The organism is Herbiconiux sp. (assembly GCF_004297105.1).
Lineage (GTDB): Bacteria > Actinomycetota > Actinomycetes > Actinomycetales > Microbacteriaceae > Herbiconiux.
Genome location: NZ_SCVE01000012.1, coordinates 738,381 through 757,765, shown reverse-complemented (window position 1 = coordinate 757,765; position 19,385 = coordinate 738,381). Strand labels below are relative to the sequence as shown.

The following is a 19,385-nucleotide window of genomic DNA, read 5'->3' as shown; positions in this document are numbered from 1 at the left end:
CCGCGAAGCGGCACGGGGCGAAGCGCAGCTAACCCCTGGCCCGCAGCCGCGGCGCGATGTCGCGCTCGAAGTTCGCCATGAAGCGCTCCTGGTCGGCGCCCGGGGAGTGGAACACGAGGTGGTTGAGGCCCGCGTCGATGTAGGCGCCGATCTGCTCGACGGTCTCGTCGGGGTCGCTGCCCACGATCCAGCGCTTGGCGATCTGCTCGATCGGCAGGGCATCCGCCGCCTTCTCCATCTCGACCGGGTCGGTGATGGAGTGCTTCTGCTCGGGCGAGAGCGAGAGCGGCGACCAGAACCGGGTGTCTTCGAGTGCGCGCTCGGGGTCGGGGTCGTAGGAGAGCTTGATCTCGATCATCTTGTCGATCGAGGCGACGTCGCGCTCGGCCGCCGCGGCGCCCTCGACCACCGCGGGGAGGAGCTTCTCGGTGTAGAGCTCCATGCCCTTGCCGGAGGTGCAGATGAAGCCGTCGCCCGCGCGGCCGGCATAGCGCGCCACGACGGGGCCGCCGGCGGCGATGTAGACGGGGATCGGCACATCCGGCCGGTCGTAGATCGAGGCGTCGTGAGTGGAGTAGTACTCGCCCTCGAAGTTCACCCGGTCGCTGGTCCAGAGCTCGCGCATGAGCCGGATCGACTCGCGCAGGCGCGCGAACCGCTCCTTGAACTCGGGCCAGTCCTGCTCGCCCGCGCCGCGGAAGCCGGTGGCGATCTCGTTGAGCGCCTCGCCCGTGCCGACGCCGAGCATGATGCGCTCCGGGTAGAGGCAGCCCATGGTGGCGAACGCCTGGGCGAGCACGGCGGGGTTGTACCGGAAGGTGGGGGTGAGAACGGATGTGCCGATCATGATGCGCTCGGTGCGCTCTCCGACGGCGGCCATCCAGCTCAGCGAGAACGGCGCGTGCCCTCCCGTGTGCCGCCAGGGCTGGAAGTGATCGCTCACCGTGACCGAGTCGAAGCCGTGACCCTCGGCGGCCACGGCGATCTCGACGAGTTCACGGGGCGCGAACTGCTCGGCGGAGGCCTTGAGGCCGAGACGGAGTGTCATTGCACTGCCCTTCGATGGAGCGTCGCCCGCGTTCCGGGGCCACTCGATTCTATCGCCGGGCGTGGGGCACCGGCCGGCGCCTGCGCGCCGCACCCGGGCGTCATCCGCGCGACGGATGGCACGGCCGGGGCTTCTGGGTAGCGTTGACGGCATGTCTGCGACCTCGACGACCGCGAGTGCCGGCTCCGCCGCACCCCTCGGCGGCGAGTGGACGCGACCGTCGCCCGACCGGGCCGGCTATCGCCGCGACGCGATCGTGGCTGCCGCGCTCACCGCGGGCGCCATCGGCAGCGGCCTGCTCTTCGTGGGCGCCTCCGATGCCGAGCACGCGCCCGTGTGGGTGATCCTGCTGTGGGCCGTGTTCCTCGCCGGTCCGCTGGCCTTCCGCCGGCGTGTGCCCGAGGTGGTCTCCCTCGTGATCGCGGCCACCTTCGTGATCGGGCAGTACTCGGGTGTGTACGAGACGCTCTTCGCCAACATCTGCCTGTTCCTCGCGATCTACTCGGTGGGCGCCTGGGGACGCAACCGGATGCTCGCCACCGTCGTGCGCGTGCTCATCACCGCCGGGATGCTGATCTGGCTGCTCGCCGTGTTCGCCTTCCAGGCCATCAACCCGGGCAGCCGGCCCGGGGGCGACAGCACGATGTCGCAGTTCGTGGCCATCGGCCTCATCTCGATCATCACCAACCTGCTGTATTTCGGCTCGGCCTACGTCTTCGGCAACGCGATGTGGGCATCCGCCCGCCAACGCCGGCTGCTCGAACAGCGCTCCCTCGAGCTCGAACGAGAGCGGGAGGTGAGCAGTCTGCAGGCCGTGGCGCTCGAGCGGGTACGAATCGCCCGCGAGCTGCACGACGTCGTGGCCCACCACGTCTCGGTGATGGGACTGCAGGCGGGGGCGGCGCGACGGATGCTCGCCAAGAGCGTCCCCGACAGCGCCACCGGCACGGCTCCCGCGGCTCCTGCTCCTGCTCCCCTCGATCCCCGCGTCGTCGAATCGCTCGGCGCCATCGAGTCGAACGCGCGCGAGGCCGTCGACGAACTGCACCGGATGCTGGCCACCCTGCGCCGCAGCGACGACGACGAGGCCAGCCGCTCCACGTCCACCCGCGGCCTCGCCCAGCTTCCCGAATTGATCGAGGAGTCACGCGCCGGCGGCCTGGTGGTCGAGCTCGACACGGTCGGCGCTTCCGTCGCCGTGCCCGCGGTCGTGGGGCTCAGCATCTATCGCATCACGCAGGAGTCGCTCACGAACGTGCGCAAGCACGCGGGTGCGCGTGCCACCGCCGAGGTGCGTCTCCGCTATCTCCCGGATGCCGTCGAACTCGAGATCACCGACACCGGCGTCGGCCGCAGCCTCGCGACCCCCACGAGCGCCCACGGCCTCGGCCACGTCGGCATGCGGGAACGCGTGACGGCGGTCGGCGGCACCCTCGAAGTGGGCCCCAAACCCCGGGGCGGCTACCGGGTGCGAGCGCGCCTCCCTCTCGCCCCCGTCTCCGACCCCGACTCGCACGAATCCCTCAGCCACCCGGGAACGAACCGATGATCCGCGTGCTCCTCGCCGACGACCAGGATCTCGTGCGCGTCGGTCTCCGCATCATCCTCGAGTCCGAAGACGGCATCGAGGTCGTGGGCGAGGCCCGCACGGGGCGCGAAGCCGTCGAACAGGCCCGGGCACTCGCCCCCGACGTGATCTGCATGGACGTGCAGATGCCCGAACTCGATGGCCTCGCCGCCACCCGCGAGCTCATCGCGACCGGCACCACCGCCGGAATCCTCGTGCTCACCACGTTCAATCGCGACGACTACCTGTTCGAGGCGCTCGAGGCGGGAGCCAGCGGTTTCGTGCTGAAGAACTCGAGCCCCGAAGACCTGGTGGCCGCGGTGCAGATCATCGCGCGCGGCGATGCCCTGCTGTCACCGGATGTCACCCGGCGCGTGATCGAGGGCTTCACGCAGAGGCCGGCGCAGGCCGCGGCCGGGGCATCCATCGTTCCTCCCCGCGCGCCCGAACTCGAGCTGCTCACCGACCGCGAGGCCGAGGTGCTCGAGCTTCTCGCGGCGGGCCGCTCGAACGCCGAGATCGCCGCGGAGCTCTATCTGGGCGAGGCCACCGTGAAGACGCACGTGTCGCGCATCCTGCAGAAGCTGGGGCTGCGCGACCGCATCCAGGCCGTCGTCTACGCCTACGAGAACGGCGTGACGACGCCCGGCGCGAGCGGTTCTACTTCTTCTTGACGTTCGAGACGACGTCGGCGGAGTGATCCGCCCGGTCGCTCTTGGCCTTCTTGTCGGCGCGCTTCTCCTTGAGGGAGCGGGCGGCCGGCTTGGCGACGGCTTTCTTCGCAGATTTCTCGGCCATGTGAATCCTCCATCGTCGGAGCCACGGTGGCTTCGGTACCCGAAGGGTATGCCCTGGAGCTCCGGATGCCACCATCCCCCGCTCGACGGACCCGCGCCCTCCTCGCGGCCGATGTCGCGCGCGAGCGCCCGGCCTAGCGTGGAAGAACACGGAGACCACCTCCAGGAAAGGGGCGCCATGCTCGAAGTCACCGACATCTCCCGCTCGTTCGGCACCACGAAGGTGCTCGACGACGTCAGCTTCACCGTGGGCGACGGGCGCATGACCGGCTTCGTGGGGGGCAACGGGGCAGGCAAGACCACCACGATGCGCATCATCCTCGGGGTGCTCTCGAGCGACTCGGGCCACGTCGAGCTCGACGGCCGCCGGCTCACCCCCTCCGACCGTGCGCTCTTCGGGTACATGCCGGAGGAGCGCGGCCTGTATCCCAAGATGAAGGTCGCCGAGCAGATCGTGTACCTCGGGCGGCTGCACGGCATGAGCAATGCCGCCGCCACGAGGAGTACGGGCGACCTGCTCGACCGCCTCGGCCTCGCCGAGCGCGCATCCGACACCGTCGAGAGCCTCTCCCTCGGCAACCAGCAGCGAGCCCAGATCGCGGCCGCGCTCGTGCACGACCCCGACGTGCTGGTGCTCGATGAGCCCTTCTCGGGCCTCGACCCGATGGCCGTCGAGACCGTGCAGTCGGTGCTCTCCGAGCACGCGGCCGGTGGTGCACCCGTGCTGTTCTCGTCGCACCAGCTCGACATCGTGGAGCGCATCTGCGACGACCTCGTGGTGATCGCGGGAGGCAGCATCCGGGCCCGCGGGTCGAGGGAGTCGCTGCGCGAGCAGCACTCCGAGCCGCGCTACGAGATCGAGCTCGCGGCCGACGCGGGCTGGGTGCGCGATGTGCCCGGCGTGAGTGTGATCGAGCTCGACGGGCGGTACGCCCTGTTCGAGGTCGGCCGCGGCGACGGCGGCGCGGATGCGGCCCAGGCCGTTCTCACCCGGGCGGTGGCTGCCGGCCCCGTCACCCGATTCGCCCCCATCCATCCCACTCTCTCGCAGATCTTCAAGGAGGTCGTCGCATGAACACCCCCATCTGGCTCGTGGCCCACCGGGAGATCTCGATGAAGCTGAGGAGCAAGGCGTTCCTCATCTCCACGGGCGTGCTGATGCTCGCGATCCTCGCCTCGATCCTGGTCGGCGGACTGCTCAGCGCCTCGTCATCGGCGCCCAAGGTCGCCGTGGTGTCGTCGACCGCCTCGGTGGTGGGCACCGGCACACCGGGCTCGGCGCTCGAGGTGACGGAGGCCGCATCCGTCGACGACGCGCAGCAGTTGGTGCGTGACGGTTCGGTGGATGCCGCCATTCTGCCGAGCGGCACGGTTCAGGCCACGGGCGGGGCGACCGTCTCGGGGGGCGAGGCCATTCCCGGGCAGGCGGCCCTCGACTACGAGGTCGTGGCCCTCGACTCGTCGCCGTCGAGCATCCTGCCGCTGCTCAGCGTGCAGCCCTCGGTGGTGCTGCTCGAGCCGAGCTCGAACGACGGGTTCCTGACGTATCTGATCGGCATCGCGTTCGGGCTGGTGTTCTTCATGTCGGCCATCACCTTCGGCACCACGATCGCGCAGAGCGTGGTGGAGGAGAAGCAGACGCGCGTGGTGGAGATCCTCCTGTCGACCATCACCGCGCGGCAGCTGATGGCGGGCAAGGTGATCGGCAACAGCATCCTGGCGTTCGGTCAGGTCGCGGTGATCGCTGTCATCTCGGGCATCGGGCTCACAGCGACGGGGCAGTCGGCGTTGTTCGGCACGCTCGGGCCGGCCATCGCCTGGTTCGTGGTGTTCTTCGTGTTCGGTTTCGTCCTGCTGGCGGCGCTCTATGCCGCTACGGCGGCGCTGGTGTCACGGCAGGAGGACGTGGGCTCGGTCACCTCGCCGGTGACCATGCTCGTGATGCTGCCGTACTTCCTGGTGATCTTCTTCAACTCGAATCCCACGGTGATGGCGGTGATGTCGTACGTGCCGTTCTCGGCGCCCGTCGGGATGCCGCTGCGTCTGTTCCTGGGTGACGCCGAGTGGTGGGAGCCGCTGCTGTCGCTGGCCGTCCTGCTGGCCTCGACCGCGATCGTGATCGCGATCGGGTCGCGGATGTACTCGAACTCGCTCCTGCGCACGGGGTCGCGCGTGAAGCTGCGCGAGGCCCTGAGGGGCTGAGCGGCCGCGCATCCGGAGGCCGCCTCGCTACGGGTTCCGCGGATCGGTGACCCCGGCGGCCTTGAGGATCGATGCTCGCAACTCGTCGTAGCCCTCCGCGGTGCGGTCGAGCCTCACCACGCCGCCGGTCGATGCCGAGCCGATGAGAGCGCGCACCGCCTCGGCCATCTCCGAACCGGATGCGGCCGGGGACGGCTGCTGCGGCGGCGTTCCGGCGGGGGCGGCGAGTGCAGCGGCGAACGCCGCGTCCTTCGTCGCCTGCTGGGCCTTGAAGCTCAACCGCGGGTCGCTCTTGTCGAAGCGGGCCACTCCTCGGTCGACGTCGATCTCCACGCCGACCACCCGCCCGACGATCGGCTGCACGAAGTCGGTGAGCAGCCTGGGATCCTTCAGCACTGCACGGAAGGGCTCCGCGTGGGCCGGCCGGATCTCGACGACGTAGTTGTAGGTGATCATCGACCCGTCGCTGTCGGTGCCTTCGATCGTGCGTGCGACGACGGTGCCGGTCGCTTTCTGCCATTTCCTGCCGAACATGAGTGTCTCCTTCTTTGTGGGATCTAGGTGGATGGTGGAGTGGTGAGCGGATGGCTGCGCCGGTGACCGATCGAACGGTCACCGGCGCAGTGGGTCGGTCAGTTGCGGCGCTGCCGGCGGTGAGCAGCACCCGCCACCGCGATTCCGGCGCCGCCGGCCAGCAGCAGGATGAGGGACAGCCCGAGCACCGGATCGGTGGAGAGACCGGTCAGGGCGAGCGCGCCGCCGACGGCGGGCGTGCTGCCGGAAGACGCTGTGTCAGACTGCGGCGCGGTCGTGACCGAGGTGACGCCCTCCGTGGTCGTCGTCCCGTCGCCGGCCGAACCCGTCGGGTTCGCCGAGTCGACCGGGCTCGCCGGGTCGGTGGGGTCGACCGAGGTGCCCGGGGCGGCCGGATCGGTCACCTCGATGTGTGCGATGGCCGTCGTGCTGCCGAGATACGTGTCCATGGCCGTGTAGCCGAAGGTGTCCTCGCCCACGAAACCGGCCGGGGGCGTGTAGCTGAACGAGCCGTCTTCGTTGAGGAGCACGAGGCCGCCGGCCGCCGTCGCGGGGTCGGCGAAGCCGAAGCTGTACAGGGCATCACCATCCGGATCGACGTCGTTCGTCAGCACGCCCTGGGGGGCTTCCACGCTGAGGGCGGTGTCTTTCGCGGTGGAGTAGTGATCGTCGGCCGTGACCGGCGCATCGTTCTGCATCGCGGTGAGGTCGATCGTCACGGTGGCCGTCACCGGCAGGTTGTAGCTGCCATCGGTGACCTGATAGGTGAAGCTGTCGAGCCCGAGGTAGTCGGAGTAGCTCGCCTCGTAGCTGAAGCTGCCATCGGTGTTGAGGTACACGCGCCCGTGGTCGGTGGGGAGGAGCGACGGCACGATGACCGAGAGTGTGTCTTCTGCGTCGGAGTCGTTCGCGAGCAGACCGTGTTGCGCATCCACGACGAGGGGGCGATTGACTGCCGTGGAGTAGCCGTCGTCTGCGGCCACGGGCGGCTGGTTCGCCCAGTCGCCGACCTTGATGGTGACCGTGGCGAGGTGGCTGTCGAGCACGAGGTCGGTGGCCCAGTAGGTGACGGTGTCGTAGCCGATGAAGCCGGCGGCCGGCTGATAGACGAAGCCGCCACTGCTCTGCCAGGACACGGTTCCGCCGCCGGTGGTCGGCTGCGCCGCCCCGCCCGTCAGTGCGTCGGGCAGGTGGAGGGCGTCGCCGTCGGGGTCGGTGTCGTTCCCCAGCACACCGGATGCACCCACCGACAACGCCATCCCGGCAGGCGTCGAGTACGAGTCGTCATTGGCCGTCGGCGCCTGATCCGTGGTGTCGACGACCGTGAAGTGGATGGTGGCGGACATCTCGGAGTTCAGCACTCCGTCGCTCACGAAGTAGGTTGTCGTGTCGACACCGGAGAAGCCGGGAGCGGGCGTGTAGGTGAACGAGCGATCCCACTTGAAGTAGATGTGGCCGCCGGCCACCGTCTGGTGGTACCCCTGGTTGATGAAGAGCTGGTCACCCTCGGCGTCGATGTCGTTGCTGAGGGCGCCAGGAGCCGCCACCGTGAACTCGGTGTTCTTGGCCACGGTGTAGTAGTCGTCGACCGCGATGGGTGCGGTGTTCACGAGTTCCGCCGCCTTCAGGGCAGAGGGGCCCGCAGCAGCGGGCGCGGCATCGGCGGGAGCGGCATCGGCAGGGGCCGCATCAGCAGGCGCGGCATCGGCAGGCGCGGCATCAGCAGGGGCCGCATCAGCAGGCGCGGCATCGGCAGGCGCGGCGTCGGCCGGGGCCGGCTCAGAGGGTGCCACCAGCGCATCAGCGGGGTCGTCTCCTGTGCCGGAGGAGTCGGCAGGGGACGCCGGATCGGGGGTTCCGGCCGGTTCGGTGGCATCGGCAGACTCCGTCGCCTCGGCCGCTCCCGCGCCGTCAGCGGCATCGGCGGTCTCCTGAGTGCCCTGATCGGCTTGAGACGGCGCGGACGGAGCTTCGACCGCCTGGGTCGGGTCGGCCGGCGCCGTGACTCCGGTGGCGGCCGCATCCGGGGCCTCGTCGGCGGATGCGATGCTCGCGCCCTGAACGCTCAGTCCCACCAATGAGATGGCAGCGATCGCCGCGAGAACGGATGCCCGTGCCGACGCTCCGGGTGTCGCCGGTGAGCGGTGGGGCCGATGGGGCGTGATTCGAGTGAACATGATGGACCTCTTTCTCGTCGCAGGCCGAGCGGCTGCGTGCAGTTTGGTGGGGGATCTCCCGGGTGGCCTCCGCCGATCTGGTCGATCCGACGCGGGGTGTTCGTGCGTCGGATCCCACTCTCGCGATCGGGCAGAGCGCTGTCCTGAGTAGCGCCTACTCACCTCCGGCGGCCGGTACTGCTCATTCCGCATGCCCTGACCCTCGGGGGCGGGGGCGAGACCGGAAACGGGGCCCGGCTATGCTCAGTGCTGATGCGCCACCGCTCGGGGGTCGACGGTGGGTCCGCCATCCATGACGTCACCGGGAGGCTCAGACGACGTGCGACACGACGATCACGCCACCAGCCCTGACGTTCCCTCCTCCGCCGGAGTTCCGACCGAATGGCCCTTCACCGGGCGCGGCGACCTGCTCGCCCGGGTGAGCACCGCTCTGGCCGACTCTCCGACGCTTGCGATCGTGCTCCACGGCTCGACAGGGATCGGCAAGTCGCGCGCGGCCGCGGAATCGGCGACGATCCTGGAGAAGCAGGCCTGGTCGGTCATCCGCCTCTCTGCGCGAACGAGTGTGAGCTCGCTTCCCCTGGGCGGCCTGTCTCCGCTCTTCGCCGGTGCACGACCCGAGTTCGGCGCTCTCGCGGCCGATCCGATAGCCCTCCTCCATCTGGCGACCGAGCGCATCCGCGCGATCGGCGGCACCGGGCGGATCCTCCTCGTGGTCGACGACCTCTCGGCGATGGACGATCTCTCGGTGGCCGTGATCGCCCACCTCGTGCAGAGTCGAACGGTGAAGCTCCTCGCCACGGTGGGCGAAGGAGAACCGATCCCCGACGCGATCCTCGCCCTGTGGAGCGAGAGCTCGGCACAGCGCATCGATCTCGCTCCGCTGTCGAGCGACGAGACGGCCGAGCTCCTCGCCCGGGCCTTCGGCGAGTCCGTGGCGCGCCGCACCGCCGAGGAGCTCCACCGTGCCGCGGGAGGGAATCCGCTCTTCCTTCGGGAGCTGTGCATCGGCGCCCTGCAAGCCGGCACCTTGATCCGTGAATCCGGAGTGTGGCAACTGCAGGGAGAGCCGGTCGGCACGACCGCGCTGAACGCGGTGATCGATCGTCGTCTCGGCGCGCTGACGGAGGCCCAGCGTGACGCCGTCGAACGGCTGGCGATCTGCCAGCCCCTGCCCGTGAAGGAGATGCATCAGCCGGGCATCCGCACCACCCTCTCCGAGCTCGCACGAATGGGTCTGGTCGCTCTGAACGAATCCCCCGGGCTGGTGACCGCGTCACTCGCGCAGCCGCACTACGTGGGGGTGATTCGGGCGGGCATGTCGATCCTACGGATCGAAGACATCCTCTCGGAACAGGCGGACATCGCCGCGGCCGGAGATCCCAGCCCGGAAGACGCCTTCCGGGTGGCCGTCTGGCGCCTCGATGCCGGGCAGCCGGCATCACCCGACCTGCTGCTCGACGGAGCCCGCCTGGCTCAGCTGACCCACAATCACGCCCTGGCGGCCAAGCTCTCGCAGGCGGCGATCGACTCCGGAGCATCCGGCGCCGCCGCCCATCTCGTGCTCGCCGACGCCCATCGGCGGTTGGGCGCGGCGGACGCCGCCCGAGAGGCCGCGGAATCGGCCAGCTCCGTCGACGCGTCGCAGCCGCAGACCGAGACCCTGTCGGTGAGCATCGCAAGCACCCTGGCCCTCATCCGGCATGATCGCCCCGGAGGTATCGACGCCGCCCTCTCCCTGCTCGACGAGACCGGCCGGCGCCACCCCCGGTATGCCGCGCTGGTGACGGTCACCCGCTCGATGATGCTCTTCACCGTGGAGCGGTCTGGCGCGGCCCTCAACGAGATCGAACCGCTGCGCGCCCCCGGCGCGGTGGTGCCCGAGTTGAGGGGGATGGTGGCGATGGCCGCGGCCATGCCCCTCGCCGGCGCCGGGCGATGGTCGGAGTCGCAAGCCGAGGTACAGCTTCTCCTCACCGGCGCGCCTGCCGCCCGGGACCGCGCCTTCGCCCTGTTCACCGCGGCATCCTCAGCCCTCATCGGTGGGTCGCTCGACGACGCGAGGATCTTGGCCTTGGAGGCTCTCTCCGAGTCGATCCAGTTCGACGACGAGGTCTCGACCCGCTATGCGGAGCTGCTCCTCGGCCATGTGCTGCTGCAGATCGGGTCGGTGGCGTCGGCCTCCCGCTGGCTCGGCGACGCCATCGCCGGTTCACGCACGAAAGGGCCGCAGAATCTGCACCGGGTGGCGCTCGGTACCCTCGCCGTCGCCCGGATGGCGGGCGGCGATCTCGATGGCGCCACCGAGATCCTGGGCCGCATCGACGACGATGCGCCCGAGGGCAACTTCCATTACCGGCTCGCCACCGCCCTGATGCGCGCCCGGCGAGGCGAGCGCGCGGCAGCGGTCGCACAGCTGCGCGCCGATGCCGATTCGTACCTCGAAGGCGGCGTTCTCTACCTCGCCACGAGCCTGCTGTATCAGGCGGCCCGCATGGGTGGGGCCGCCGAGGTCACCGCTCAGCTGGACGAGATCGCCGCGCGCGGAGACAGTCCCCTCTTCGCCGCCCGCGCCGATCACGCCCGAGCCCTCGCGACGCCGTCGACGGTGGCGTTCCGTGCCGCCGCAGACGCCTGGCTCGCGATCGGCGGGCTGCTCCCCGCTGCCGAGGCGCTGGCGTCGGCAAGCAGTTGTGCCCGGATGGCCGGGGACGGTCAGGCCGCCATCGCCCTCCATCAGCGAGCTGTCGAGCTCGCCGACCGCTGCGACGGCGCCGATCTCGCTGCGCTGCACGCGTCCGCCGTGCCCGATGTGCTCACCCCGCGAGAGCGGGAGATCGTCGATCTGGCCACCCTCGGCCTCACGAGCCAGGAGATCGCGACGCGCCTGTTTCTCTCCGTGCGCACGGTCGACAACCACCTGCAGTCCAGCTACGGCAAGCTCGGGATCGGCGGGCGACGCGACCTCATCCGATCGAACCCGGCCTGAGGTCGGTCTCTTCGCCCTGCACGATGGCCCCGCGGTGTGCCCTCACCGTCTCCAGCACCTCCGCCACCGTCTCCCGGGAGACACCCACGTCGGTGAGGGCCAGGCCGAGATGCTCGACCATCGCGTCGAAAGCGGGGCCGGTGATCGCGAGCCCGCGATGGGCATCCGTCAGCCCTCTCCCGGCGAAGGCCTGGGGGCCGTCGAGAGCTGCCGACAGGAAGGCAGCCTGGTGTGCCCTCAGCCGGCGAACATCCACTCCCTCGAAGTAGTGCGCCAGTGCAGGATCGGCCACCGCTCGCCGATAGAACACGGCGACGGCCGTTCGCATGGTTCCATGACCACCGATCCGTTCGTAGCTGGTCGTCATCGGGTTCTCCTCACCGATCGCTGTGCGATTCGATTCAGGATGCCACCTACCAGTGCCTTGGTCGTGAGCAATGACTACTCAATTCGCGGCCGGATGCAGTCCGCCCTCCGGTTTGAGAGACTGGACCGGTGACCGAGATCCTGAGCCCGACCACCCCTGCTGCGCCCGGAGCGGCACTTCACGACATCACCTACCGGGGGTTCGCCTCCGACAACTACGCGGGCGCGCATCCGGAGGTACTCGAGGCCATCGCCCGGGCGAACGGCGGGCACCAGATCGCCTACGGCGAAGACGTGTACACCGCCGAGCTGCAGAAGGTGGTGCGCCGGCACTTCGGACCTGATGCCGAGGCTTTCCCGGTGTTCAACGGCACGGGCGCGAACGTGGTGTCGCTGCAGTCGATGCTGCCGCGCTGGGGTGCGGTGGTGTGCTCCACCACGGCGCACATCCACACCGATGAGAATGCGGCGCCCGAACGCGTGGCCGGATTGAAGCTGCTGACCGTGCCGACGCCCGACGGCAAGCTCACCCCGGAGCTCATCGACGTGGAGGCATGGGGCTGGGGCGACGAGCACCGCGCCCAGCCGCTCGCGGTATCGATCACGCAGACCACCGAGCTCGGCACCGCCTACTCGGTCGAGGAGGTGGCGGCGATCGCCGACCACGTGCACTCGCTCGGCATGACCCTGCACATGGATGGATCGCGGATCTCGAACGCCGGTGCGTCGCTCGGCGTGCCACTGCGGGCCTTCACGACGGATGCGGGAGTCGACGTGCTGTCGCTCGGCGGCACCAAGAACGGCCTGCTCTACGGCGAGGCGGTCGTGGTTCTGAACCCCGCGGCCGCGACGGGCATCCACTTCCTGCGCAAGCTCGACATGCAGCTCTCGTCGAAGATGCGATTCGTGTCGGCTCAGCTGATCGCGCTCTACGGTGGCGACCTGTGGTTGCAGTCGGCGTCGCACGCGAACGCGATGGCCACCCGGTTGCGCGCCGCCGTGGTCGACCTGCCGGGCGTCACGCTCACGCAGCCGACCCAGTCGAACGCCGTGTTCGCGATCGTGCCACCCGGGGTGGCCGACCGGCTGCGCGAGTCGTTCCGCTTCTACGACTGGAACCCGGCCACGGGCGAGGTGCGCTGGATGTGCGCCTTCGACACCACTCCCGACGACATCGATGCGTTCGCCGCGGCCCTGCGCCGCGAGTTGGCGGCGTCGACGGTCTAGAAACGCTCAGTCCGTGGGCGCCGGGGTGCAACCGGGCGGCTCGGAGTTGCCACTGATGATGAAGTCGCCACAGGTGAGGAAGCTCGACTGGTTGAGTCCCAGCGCGAACGAGGCGACGGCGATCAGCACCACCGACACGATGATCACGATGCGATTGGGCCACCGGATGTCGTCGCCGAATTCGGGCCAGATGGTGCGCGCGAGCACCCAGATCGTCGTGGGCACCGCGAGGAAGGCCACGAGTCCGGCGAACAGAGCGAGAAGCAGGGTGAGCAGGTTCTGATTGTCGGAGTCGGGAACGATGAACTCGAGCGCCAGCCAGACGCTCGGGATGGCGAGCGCGAACGCTCGCCGCACCCTCACCCACCCGCGGGTCTGGAACAGCACCACGATGAGCGCCCCTGTCGCGGCCGCCCACACCGTCAGCATCTGATCGAAGAAGAACGTTCCCCACGCTCCGAGCGTGAACGCCGGCCACCACACGGCCACGCTCATGCCGACCACGATCACCCCGGTCACCCGGCCGCGCGCACCGTCCGACGTTCGCGCCTGCCTGGCCACGGGACCAGCGGAAGTGGCGGCGGCAGGCACAGAGGCGTCTCGAGCTGAGCCATCGTCGGAGCCGGACACGCGATCACGGTACCACTGGCCATCATCGCCACCACAGGTCTGGAGGGCGAAGGACCGTCAGAGCACGCAGGTGATGAAGGAGGGATAACCCGCCTGCGCGTATTGCGTCGGGGTGAGGTGCAACGGATCAAACAATCCCGCGCCGGGGTTGCTCCCGCACCACGAATAGCCGTAGAGGGCGGGCTCCTCGAGGAAGAGTTCGGAGGGATTCGTCGGGTACCGGAGCACCTGGCTGCCATCGATCCAGTCGGCGACCTGCGGTCGCGGTGAGCCGGCCGAGAGCCACTCCGCGAGGGTCAGCCTGACCGGACCGCCGTAGCCGATTGGGTAGATGTTCGGAGACCAGGAGTACTTCTGTCAGCACGTTGTGAAGGGCGGAGTGCCGGCCTTCGTGTATTGCGCGAGCGTCAGATGCACCCGGCCAGGCAGGCCCGCGGCTGAGTTGCTCCAGTAGACGGCGCCGTCGGCCGGGGTCTGGCAGAACTGGTCGCCGGCATTCGTGGCCTGCAATTGCGGGGTCGGCCTGCCGAATTCGATCCAGACCGTCTCGTCGATGCGCATCGGCGCGATGGCGCGGCCGGCCATCAGGATGGTCTCGTTCCAGGTGTACCCCGAGAACGAGTGGTCGACATCGACACGGGGAGCATGTCCCGTGCCGGCCCACTCCGCGGAGGTGAGGTGATGACGGGGCGCCTTGAGGCCCGGCTCTTCGAGGAAGAGCTCCGATGGATGAGAGGGATAACGCAGCACCTGGCTGTCTTCGATCCAGCTGACCACCTGAGGCGTGGGGGAACCGAGGCCCAGCCATTCCGGGAGCGTGAGCTGGCGCGGACTGCCCTGCCCGATGGCGTAGATCGCCGACGACCAGGAGTACTTCTGATAGGAGACGGAACCGGCGGCGTGAGCGGGAACGGCTGCCGCAGCGAGCGGCGCGAGGAGGGCGATGGCAGCCGCGGCGAGCGCGGTCTTTCGAATGGTAAACATGGGATGAGGGTACTGAGTTTTCCTCGCCATCGGACGAGGTGTGGATAAGTACCCCTAGGGGGTATATGTTGGAGAGCATGAGCACCCAGCACCACGACCACGCGACGCACGATCACACGGGGCACGACGACCACGAAGCCCAAACCGAGCACGACCACGCAGGCCACGACCACGCCGGGCATGACGGCCACGCAGGGCACAGTGGGCACAGCGGGCACGACGGCCACGCAGGGCACGGTGGGCACAGCGGGCACGACGACCATGCAGGGCATGACGGCCACGCAGGCCACAGGCACGCAGGCCACAGCGGCCATGCTGGTCACGGGCACGGCGGCCACGGCGACCACGCCGGCCAGTTCCGCCGCCTGTTCTGGGTGATGCTCGTCATCGCCGTGCCCGTGGTGGCGTTCAGCAGCATGTTCGCGATGATCCTCGGCTACCCGCTGCCCGACAGCGGACCCATCATGTGGATCTCCCCCGTTCTCGGCACCGTCATGTTCGTGCTCGGCGGCCGCCCGTTCCTCACCGGTGGCGTCGACGAGCTGCGGGCCCGGCGCCCCGGCATGATGCTGCCGATCGCCCTCGCCATCACGGTGGCGTTCGTGGCATCCTGGGGCGCCACGCTCGGCCTGCTCGACCATCAGCTCGACTTCTGGTGGGAGCTCGCCCTCCTCATCGTGATCATGCTGCTCGGCCACTGGATCGAGATGCGCTCCCTCGCACAGACCACCTCGGCCCTCGACTCGCTCGCCGCCCTCCTGCCCGACGAGGCCGAACGCATCGACGAGACGGATGCGGCCGGCAGCGCAGGCACCGCCACTGCCGCCACCGCCACTCCCGCCACCTCCGGCGCCACCACCACCACGGTCGCCCCCTCCGACCTCCGCGTCGGCGACCTCGTGATCGTGCGCCCCGGCGGCCGCGTGCCCGCCGACGGCGAGGTCGTCGAAGGAACGGCAAACGTCGACGAGTCGATGATCACCGGCGAATCCAAGCCCGTGAGCCGCGGCCCGGGCGACCACGTCGTGGCCGGAACCGTCGCCACCGACACGGCCCTCCGCATCCGCGTCACCGCCGTGGGCGACGACACCGCCCTCGCGGGCATCCAACGCCTCGTCACCGAGGCCCAGAACTCGAGCTCGCGCGCTCAGCGCATCGCCGACACCGCCGCCGGCTGGCTGTTCTGGTTCGCCCTCGGGTCGGCCGTGATCACCGCCCTCGTGTGGACGCTCGTGGGCAGCCCCGACGACGCCGTCATCCGCACCATCACCGTTCTCGTCATCGCCTGCCCCCACGCGCTCGGCCTCGCCATCCCTCTCGTGGTCTCCATCGCCACCGAGCGCGCCGCGAAAGCGGGCATCCTCGTGAAAGACCGGCTCGCGCTCGAGACCATGCGCACGGTCGACACCGTGCTGTTCGACAAGACCGGCACCCTCACGATGGGCCGCCCCGCGGTCGTCACCGTGATCGCCGCCGACGGTCACGACGAAGCCGAGGTGCTCGCGCTGGCCGCGGCCGCCGAGGGTGACAGCGAGCATCCGCTCGGCCGGGCGATCGTCGTGGCGGCCCGGATGCGGGAACTCGCCATCCCGGTCGCGACCGCCTTCACGGCGTCGGCGGCCGTCGGCGTCGAGGCCACGGTCGGCGGCGCGACGATCCGTGTCGGCGGACCCCGCCTCCTCGAGCAGCACGGGGCCGAGCCCCGGACCGCCCACCGCGATGCCACGGCGCACGCCGGCCAGACCGTGCTGCACGTGCTGCGCGACCACGAGGTGATCGGCCTGATCGCGCTGGCCGACGAGGTGCGGCCCGAATCCACGATCGCGGTGACCGAGCTGCGCGAGCGCGGAGTCGAGGTCGTGATGATCACGGGCGACGCCGAGTCGGTGGCCCGTAGCGTCGCCGCCGAGCTCGGCATCGACCGCGTATTCGCCGGGGTGCGTCCCGAAGACAAGTCGGCCAAGGTCGGCGAGCTGCAGGCAGAGGGCCGGAGAGTGGCGATGGTGGGCGACGGCGTGAACGACGCCCCGGCGCTGGCTCGCGCCGACGTCGGCATCGCGATCGGTGCCGGCACGGATGTCGCGATCGCCTCGGCCGGCGTCATCCTCGCCAGTGACGACCCCCGCTCGGTGGTCTCGGTGATCGAGCTCTCGAAGGCGGGCTACCGCAAGATGACCCAGAACCTCTGGTGGGCGGCGGGCTACAACCTGCTGTCGGTACCCCTCGCCGCGGGCGTGCTCGCCCCGATCGGCTTCGTGCTGCCGATGGCCGTGGGGGCCGTGCTGATGTCGCTCTCGACGATCATCGTGGCCCTCAACGCCCAGCTCCTGCGCCGGATCGACCTGCGACCCGAGAGAATCGGAGCATGACCATGCCACACAGTGAGAGCACAGACAGTGAAAGCAGCGGCCACGAGCACGGCCACCACGGCTACATCTCCGAGAAGGACGCCTACCTCAAACGCCTCCGCCGCATCGAGGGCCAGGCCCGTGGCATCCAGAACATGGTGGCCGACGAGAAGTACTGCATCGACATCCTCACCCAGATCTCGGCCATGACGAGCGCCCTCGAATCCGTGGCGCTCGGTCTCCTGAACGACCACCTCAGCCACTGCGTGGTCGAGGCCGTGGCCGAGGGCGGCGAGGTGGCCGAGGAGAAGCTCAAAGAGGCGAAGGACGCGATCGCCCGTCTGGTGCGCTCCTGATGAGAGCGCACGCGCGGCGCCGCTAAGGTGGATTCAGCTCTGACGAGAGGGGACTCGCCATGACCACGCCCGAGACCGTGCGCCTCGACCGCATCGTGGGCCTCGACATCGCCCGCTTCATCGCGATCGCCGGCATGATGGCCACCCATGTCTGGCTCTACGCCGACCTGCAGGCGAGAGAGACCAACTGGGGATCCGAGATCTTCGAGGGGCGCGCATCCGCCCTCTTCGCCGTGCTCGCGGGCGTCGGCGCGGTGCTCTCCACCCGATCACCTCTCCGGCGGGGCCGCCGCGCCTCCGCCCGCTGGACCCTCGTAGGGCGAGGCGTCGCCCTCGTCGCGCTCGGGCTCACGCTGAGCCTGCTGCCGAATCCGATCCTCCTGATCCTCGTGTACTACGGCGTGATGTTCTGGTTCCTCGCCCTCGTGCTCACCTGGCCCACCTGGGCGCTCGTGCTCACCGGCTCGCTCGTGGCCGTGGTGACCCCCGTGCTCGCCTACCTCTTCGGGCTCGCGGCCGACATCCAGGGCGCCGAGGGCAAGAACCTCTCGTGGTTGAGCTTCGGCGAACCTCTGGTCGTGCTGCGCAGCCTCCTGCTCACCGGCACGTATCCGGCGCTCATCTGGCTCGCCTACGGGATCGCGGGGATGCTCGTGGGCCGCGCCCTGCTCGCCGCTCGCGACTCGGAGGCGCTGCGGAGCCTCTGCATCCGCATCACGGCGATCGGTGCCGCCCTCTGGCTCGGCGGCATCGCCCTCGCGGGTCTCACCCAGCACCTCTTCGGTGGAGTGCACGCGATGGCGCTCGACCTCGGCGTCGACGACGACGTCGCGCAGGCCGCCCTCGACAACGCCGGCTCCGGCCGCCCCCTCCCGAGCACCGTGTACTCCTTGCTCTCCGCAGGCGCGCACCATGGCACGACCTTCGACCTGGTCATCACGATCGGCTTCGCCCTCACGGCGATCGGAGTGCTGGTGTACCTGGGCACGGTGCTCCCACCCCGTGCGCGGCGCATCCTCAGCCCGGCCACGGGCGCCGGCGGCGCGCCCCTCACCGTGTACACGGCCCACATCCTGCTCGTCGGCATCGTGACGCTGGTGATGCTCGGCAAGCCGTACTCGCAGCTCACCTACGAGGAATACATCGCCATCGACGATCCGTGGTTCCTCTCGAGCGCCGGGTTCTTCTTGGCCAACCTGGTGATGGCACTCCTGATCGGCGGCGTGCTCGTGGCCCTCGGCCGGCGGGGCCCGCTCGAGACCTTCGTCACGTGGGTCGGCCGTCGTTTCGGGCGACTCGGCGACCGCACAGCGGATGCGGGCGACTCACGGAATACAAGGAGCCCGTCTGTGGTTGGCTAGTCCAGAACGGACCATGGTCCGTTTGACGGAATCACTGCCCGATGATGTGCAGCGCCACCCCTCATCAATCGGAGAACAGTGATGACCATCATCGACACCCCCGCCGGTTCCCGCGCCGCCGAGACCAGCACCCCCATCCACCCCGCCCTCGCGGAGCGCTGGAGCCCCCGTTCCTTCCAGAAGGCCACCCCCATCGACGAGTCGCTGCTCACCGCAGCGCTCGAGGCCGCCCGGTGGGCGCCGTCGGCCGCCAACTCGCAGCCGGCCCGCTTCATCGTGGCCCGTCGCGGTTCACGTGCATTCGAGCTCGTCGAGAAGAGCCTGATGGGCTTCAACGCGGTGTGGGCCGGATCCGCCGCGGTTCTCGTGGTGGGTGCCGTCGAGCTCTCCGATGCCGAGGGCACCCCGCGCCGCTGGGCCGAGTACGACCTCGGCCAGGCACTCGCCCACCTCTCGGTGCAGGCGCACCACGACGGCCTGCACGTGCACCAGATGGGCGGCTTCGACGTCGACGCGGTGAAGGCCGCTTTCGACCTGCCCGAGAACGTGGTGCCCGTCACGGTGAGCGCGATCGGCCTTCTCGACACTCCGGATGCGCTCCCCGACGACACCCTCCGCGCCCGCGAGGTGGCCCCCCGCACCCGGCTCCCGCTCGACGAGATCGTGCTCGTCAACGAGTAGCCCCTCCACCGGGCCGGCACCCGTCGGCCTGCCCCGCGGATTCGCACACACGAGGCGGCAACCGCACCCGTATCGGGGTGGGTTGCCGCCTCGTGTGGCGTTGTCGGGGGCCGGCGGA

General features: G+C 69.7%; 18 protein-coding genes. 10 read left to right on the top strand and 8 right to left on the bottom strand.

What is annotated here, in order from left to right:
- Nucleotides 1-28: 28 nt before the first annotated feature.
- Nucleotides 29-1,048 (bottom strand): glucose-6-phosphate dehydrogenase (coenzyme-F420), encoded by a 1,020-nt coding sequence (fgd, locus tag EPO52_RS09975; RefSeq protein ID WP_290805472.1) that lies wholly within the window; start codon nt 1,046-1,048, stop codon nt 29-31.
- 151 nt (nt 1,049-1,199) lie between these two features.
- Between fgd and EPO52_RS09970 the strand changes: the two genes are divergently transcribed.
- Together EPO52_RS09970 and EPO52_RS09965 are read left to right on the top strand one after the other, a co-directional pair.
- Nucleotides 1,200-2,597 carry a sensor histidine kinase gene (locus tag EPO52_RS09970; RefSeq protein ID WP_290805469.1) on the top strand — a complete coding sequence of 466 codons (1,398 nt, stop codon included), beginning with the start codon at nt 1,200-1,202 and terminating at the stop codon, nt 2,595-2,597.
- Nucleotides 2,594-3,289, top strand: a complete 696-nt coding sequence (locus EPO52_RS09965) for a response regulator transcription factor (RefSeq protein ID WP_290805466.1) — start codon at nt 2,594-2,596, stop codon at nt 3,287-3,289. Before EPO52_RS09970 ends, EPO52_RS09965 begins: the two co-directional genes overlap by 4 nt.
- Here the strand turns inward: EPO52_RS09965 and EPO52_RS09960 are convergent.
- Nucleotides 3,276-3,413: a hypothetical protein gene (locus EPO52_RS09960; protein WP_290805463.1), complete on the bottom strand. Its 138-nt coding sequence runs from the start codon at nt 3,411-3,413 to the stop codon at nt 3,276-3,278. The genes EPO52_RS09965 and EPO52_RS09960 overlap by 14 nt on opposite strands.
- A 177-nt stretch (nt 3,414-3,590) precedes the next feature.
- On the opposite strand from EPO52_RS09960, the gene EPO52_RS09955 reads away from it, so the two are divergent.
- Nucleotides 3,591-4,487 (top strand): ATP-binding cassette domain-containing protein, encoded by an 897-nt coding sequence (locus EPO52_RS09955; protein ID WP_290805460.1) that lies wholly within the window; start codon nt 3,591-3,593, stop codon nt 4,485-4,487.
- The gene (locus EPO52_RS09950; RefSeq protein ID WP_290805457.1) at nt 4,484-5,614 is read left to right on the top strand and encodes an ABC transporter permease; all 1,131 of its coding nucleotides are present in this window, start codon (nt 4,484-4,486) and stop codon (nt 5,612-5,614) included. Before EPO52_RS09955 ends, EPO52_RS09950 begins: the two co-directional genes overlap by 4 nt.
- Nucleotides 5,615-5,641: 27 nt before the next feature.
- Here the strand turns inward: EPO52_RS09950 and EPO52_RS09945 are convergent, their stop codons facing one another.
- On the bottom strand, nt 5,642-6,148 hold the full coding sequence (locus EPO52_RS09945) for a hypothetical protein (protein ID WP_290805454.1): 507 nt from the start codon (nt 6,146-6,148) through the stop codon (nt 5,642-5,644).
- Between the two features lie 98 nt (nt 6,149-6,246).
- A complete protein-coding gene (locus tag EPO52_RS09940) occupies nt 6,247-8,325 on the bottom strand; it encodes an Ig-like domain-containing protein (protein WP_290805451.1) in 2,079 nt (692 codons plus the stop codon).
- 319 nt (nt 8,326-8,644) lie between these two features.
- Between EPO52_RS09940 and EPO52_RS09935 the strand changes: the two genes are divergently transcribed.
- Nucleotides 8,645-11,314, top strand: coding sequence for a LuxR family transcriptional regulator (locus EPO52_RS09935; protein ID WP_290805448.1), 2,670 nt, complete (start codon nt 8,645-8,647; stop codon nt 11,312-11,314).
- On the opposite strand, the gene EPO52_RS09930 is transcribed toward EPO52_RS09935, so the two are convergent.
- Nucleotides 11,292-11,681, bottom strand: a complete 390-nt coding sequence (locus EPO52_RS09930; RefSeq protein ID WP_290805445.1) for a group 1 truncated hemoglobin — start codon at nt 11,679-11,681, stop codon at nt 11,292-11,294. The two genes, EPO52_RS09935 and EPO52_RS09930, sit on opposite strands and share 23 nt — an antisense overlap.
- Nucleotides 11,682-11,809: 128 nt before the next feature.
- On the opposite strand from EPO52_RS09930, the gene EPO52_RS09925 reads away from it, so the two are divergent.
- Complete coding sequence (locus EPO52_RS09925; protein ID WP_290805443.1) at nt 11,810-12,907, top strand: low specificity L-threonine aldolase; 1,098 nt, start codon at nt 11,810-11,812, stop codon at nt 12,905-12,907.
- Between the two features lie 6 nt (nt 12,908-12,913).
- Here EPO52_RS09925 and EPO52_RS09920 read toward each other — a convergent pair whose 3' ends face one another.
- The 3 genes from EPO52_RS09920 to EPO52_RS09910 all read right to left on the bottom strand — a co-directional run bounded on the left by EPO52_RS09920 (nt 12,914) and on the right by EPO52_RS09910 (nt 14,521).
- Nucleotides 12,914-13,468, bottom strand: coding sequence for a hypothetical protein (locus EPO52_RS09920; protein ID WP_290805441.1), 555 nt, complete (start codon nt 13,466-13,468; stop codon nt 12,914-12,916).
- A gap of 126 nt (nt 13,469-13,594) precedes the next feature.
- The gene (locus EPO52_RS09915; protein ID WP_290805438.1) at nt 13,595-13,765 is read right to left on the bottom strand and encodes a hypothetical protein; all 171 of its coding nucleotides are present in this window, start codon (nt 13,763-13,765) and stop codon (nt 13,595-13,597) included.
- 129 nt (nt 13,766-13,894) lie between these two features.
- A complete protein-coding gene (locus EPO52_RS09910) occupies nt 13,895-14,521 on the bottom strand; it encodes a hypothetical protein (RefSeq protein WP_290805435.1) in 627 nt (208 codons plus the stop codon).
- Nucleotides 14,522-14,598: 77 nt separating this feature from the next.
- On the opposite strand from EPO52_RS09910, the gene EPO52_RS09905 reads away from it, so the two are divergent.
- The 4 genes from EPO52_RS09905 to EPO52_RS09890 all read left to right on the top strand — a co-directional run bounded on the left by EPO52_RS09905 (nt 14,599) and on the right by EPO52_RS09890 (nt 19,267).
- Nucleotides 14,599-16,890 carry a heavy metal translocating P-type ATPase gene (locus EPO52_RS09905; protein WP_290805432.1) on the top strand — a complete coding sequence of 764 codons (2,292 nt, stop codon included), beginning with the start codon at nt 14,599-14,601 and terminating at the stop codon, nt 16,888-16,890.
- Nucleotides 16,887-17,225: a metal-sensitive transcriptional regulator gene (locus EPO52_RS09900; protein WP_290805430.1), complete on the top strand. Its 339-nt coding sequence runs from the start codon at nt 16,887-16,889 to the stop codon at nt 17,223-17,225. Before EPO52_RS09905 ends, EPO52_RS09900 begins: the two co-directional genes overlap by 4 nt.
- 59 nt (nt 17,226-17,284) lie before the next feature.
- On the top strand, nt 17,285-18,586 hold the full coding sequence (locus tag EPO52_RS09895) for a heparan-alpha-glucosaminide N-acetyltransferase domain-containing protein (protein ID WP_290805428.1): 1,302 nt from the start codon (nt 17,285-17,287) through the stop codon (nt 18,584-18,586).
- 81 nt (nt 18,587-18,667) lie between these two features.
- Nucleotides 18,668-19,267, top strand: a complete 600-nt coding sequence (locus EPO52_RS09890) for a nitroreductase family protein (RefSeq protein ID WP_290805425.1) — start codon at nt 18,668-18,670, stop codon at nt 19,265-19,267.
- Nucleotides 19,268-19,385: the final 118 nt, after the last annotated feature.

What these genes read in the sequence shown, in the direction of transcription:
- EPO52_RS09960 (WP_290805463.1), bottom strand. Translation starts at nt 3,413, where the DNA reads ATGGCCGAGAAATCTGCGAAGAAAGCCGTCGCCAAGCCGGCCGCCCGC.
- EPO52_RS09965 (WP_290805466.1), top strand. Translation starts at nt 2,594, where the DNA reads ATGATCCGCGTGCTCCTCGCCGACGACCAGGATCTCGTGCGCGTCGGT.
- EPO52_RS09905 (WP_290805432.1), top strand. Translation starts at nt 14,599, where the DNA reads ATGAGCACCCAGCACCACGACCACGCGACGCACGATCACACGGGGCAC.
- EPO52_RS09950 (WP_290805457.1), top strand. Translation starts at nt 4,484, where the DNA reads ATGAACACCCCCATCTGGCTCGTGGCCCACCGGGAGATCTCGATGAAG.
- EPO52_RS09890 (WP_290805425.1), top strand. Translation starts at nt 18,668, where the DNA reads ATGACCATCATCGACACCCCCGCCGGTTCCCGCGCCGCCGAGACCAGC.
- EPO52_RS09900 (WP_290805430.1), top strand. Translation starts at nt 16,887, where the DNA reads ATGACCATGCCACACAGTGAGAGCACAGACAGTGAAAGCAGCGGCCAC.
- fgd (WP_290805472.1), bottom strand. Translation starts at nt 1,048, where the DNA reads ATGACACTCCGTCTCGGCCTCAAGGCCTCCGCCGAGCAGTTCGCGCCC.
- EPO52_RS09930 (WP_290805445.1), bottom strand. Translation starts at nt 11,681, where the DNA reads ATGACGACCAGCTACGAACGGATCGGTGGTCATGGAACCATGCGAACG.
- EPO52_RS09970 (WP_290805469.1), top strand. Translation starts at nt 1,200, where the DNA reads ATGTCTGCGACCTCGACGACCGCGAGTGCCGGCTCCGCCGCACCCCTC.
- EPO52_RS09910 (WP_290805435.1), bottom strand. Translation starts at nt 14,521, where the DNA reads ATGTTTACCATTCGAAAGACCGCGCTCGCCGCGGCTGCCATCGCCCTC.
- EPO52_RS09895 (WP_290805428.1), top strand. Translation starts at nt 17,285, where the DNA reads ATGACCACGCCCGAGACCGTGCGCCTCGACCGCATCGTGGGCCTCGAC.
- EPO52_RS09955 (WP_290805460.1), top strand. Translation starts at nt 3,591, where the DNA reads ATGCTCGAAGTCACCGACATCTCCCGCTCGTTCGGCACCACGAAGGTG.
- EPO52_RS09945 (WP_290805454.1), bottom strand. Translation starts at nt 6,148, where the DNA reads ATGTTCGGCAGGAAATGGCAGAAAGCGACCGGCACCGTCGTCGCACGC.
- EPO52_RS09940 (WP_290805451.1), bottom strand. Translation starts at nt 8,325, where the DNA reads ATGTTCACTCGAATCACGCCCCATCGGCCCCACCGCTCACCGGCGACA.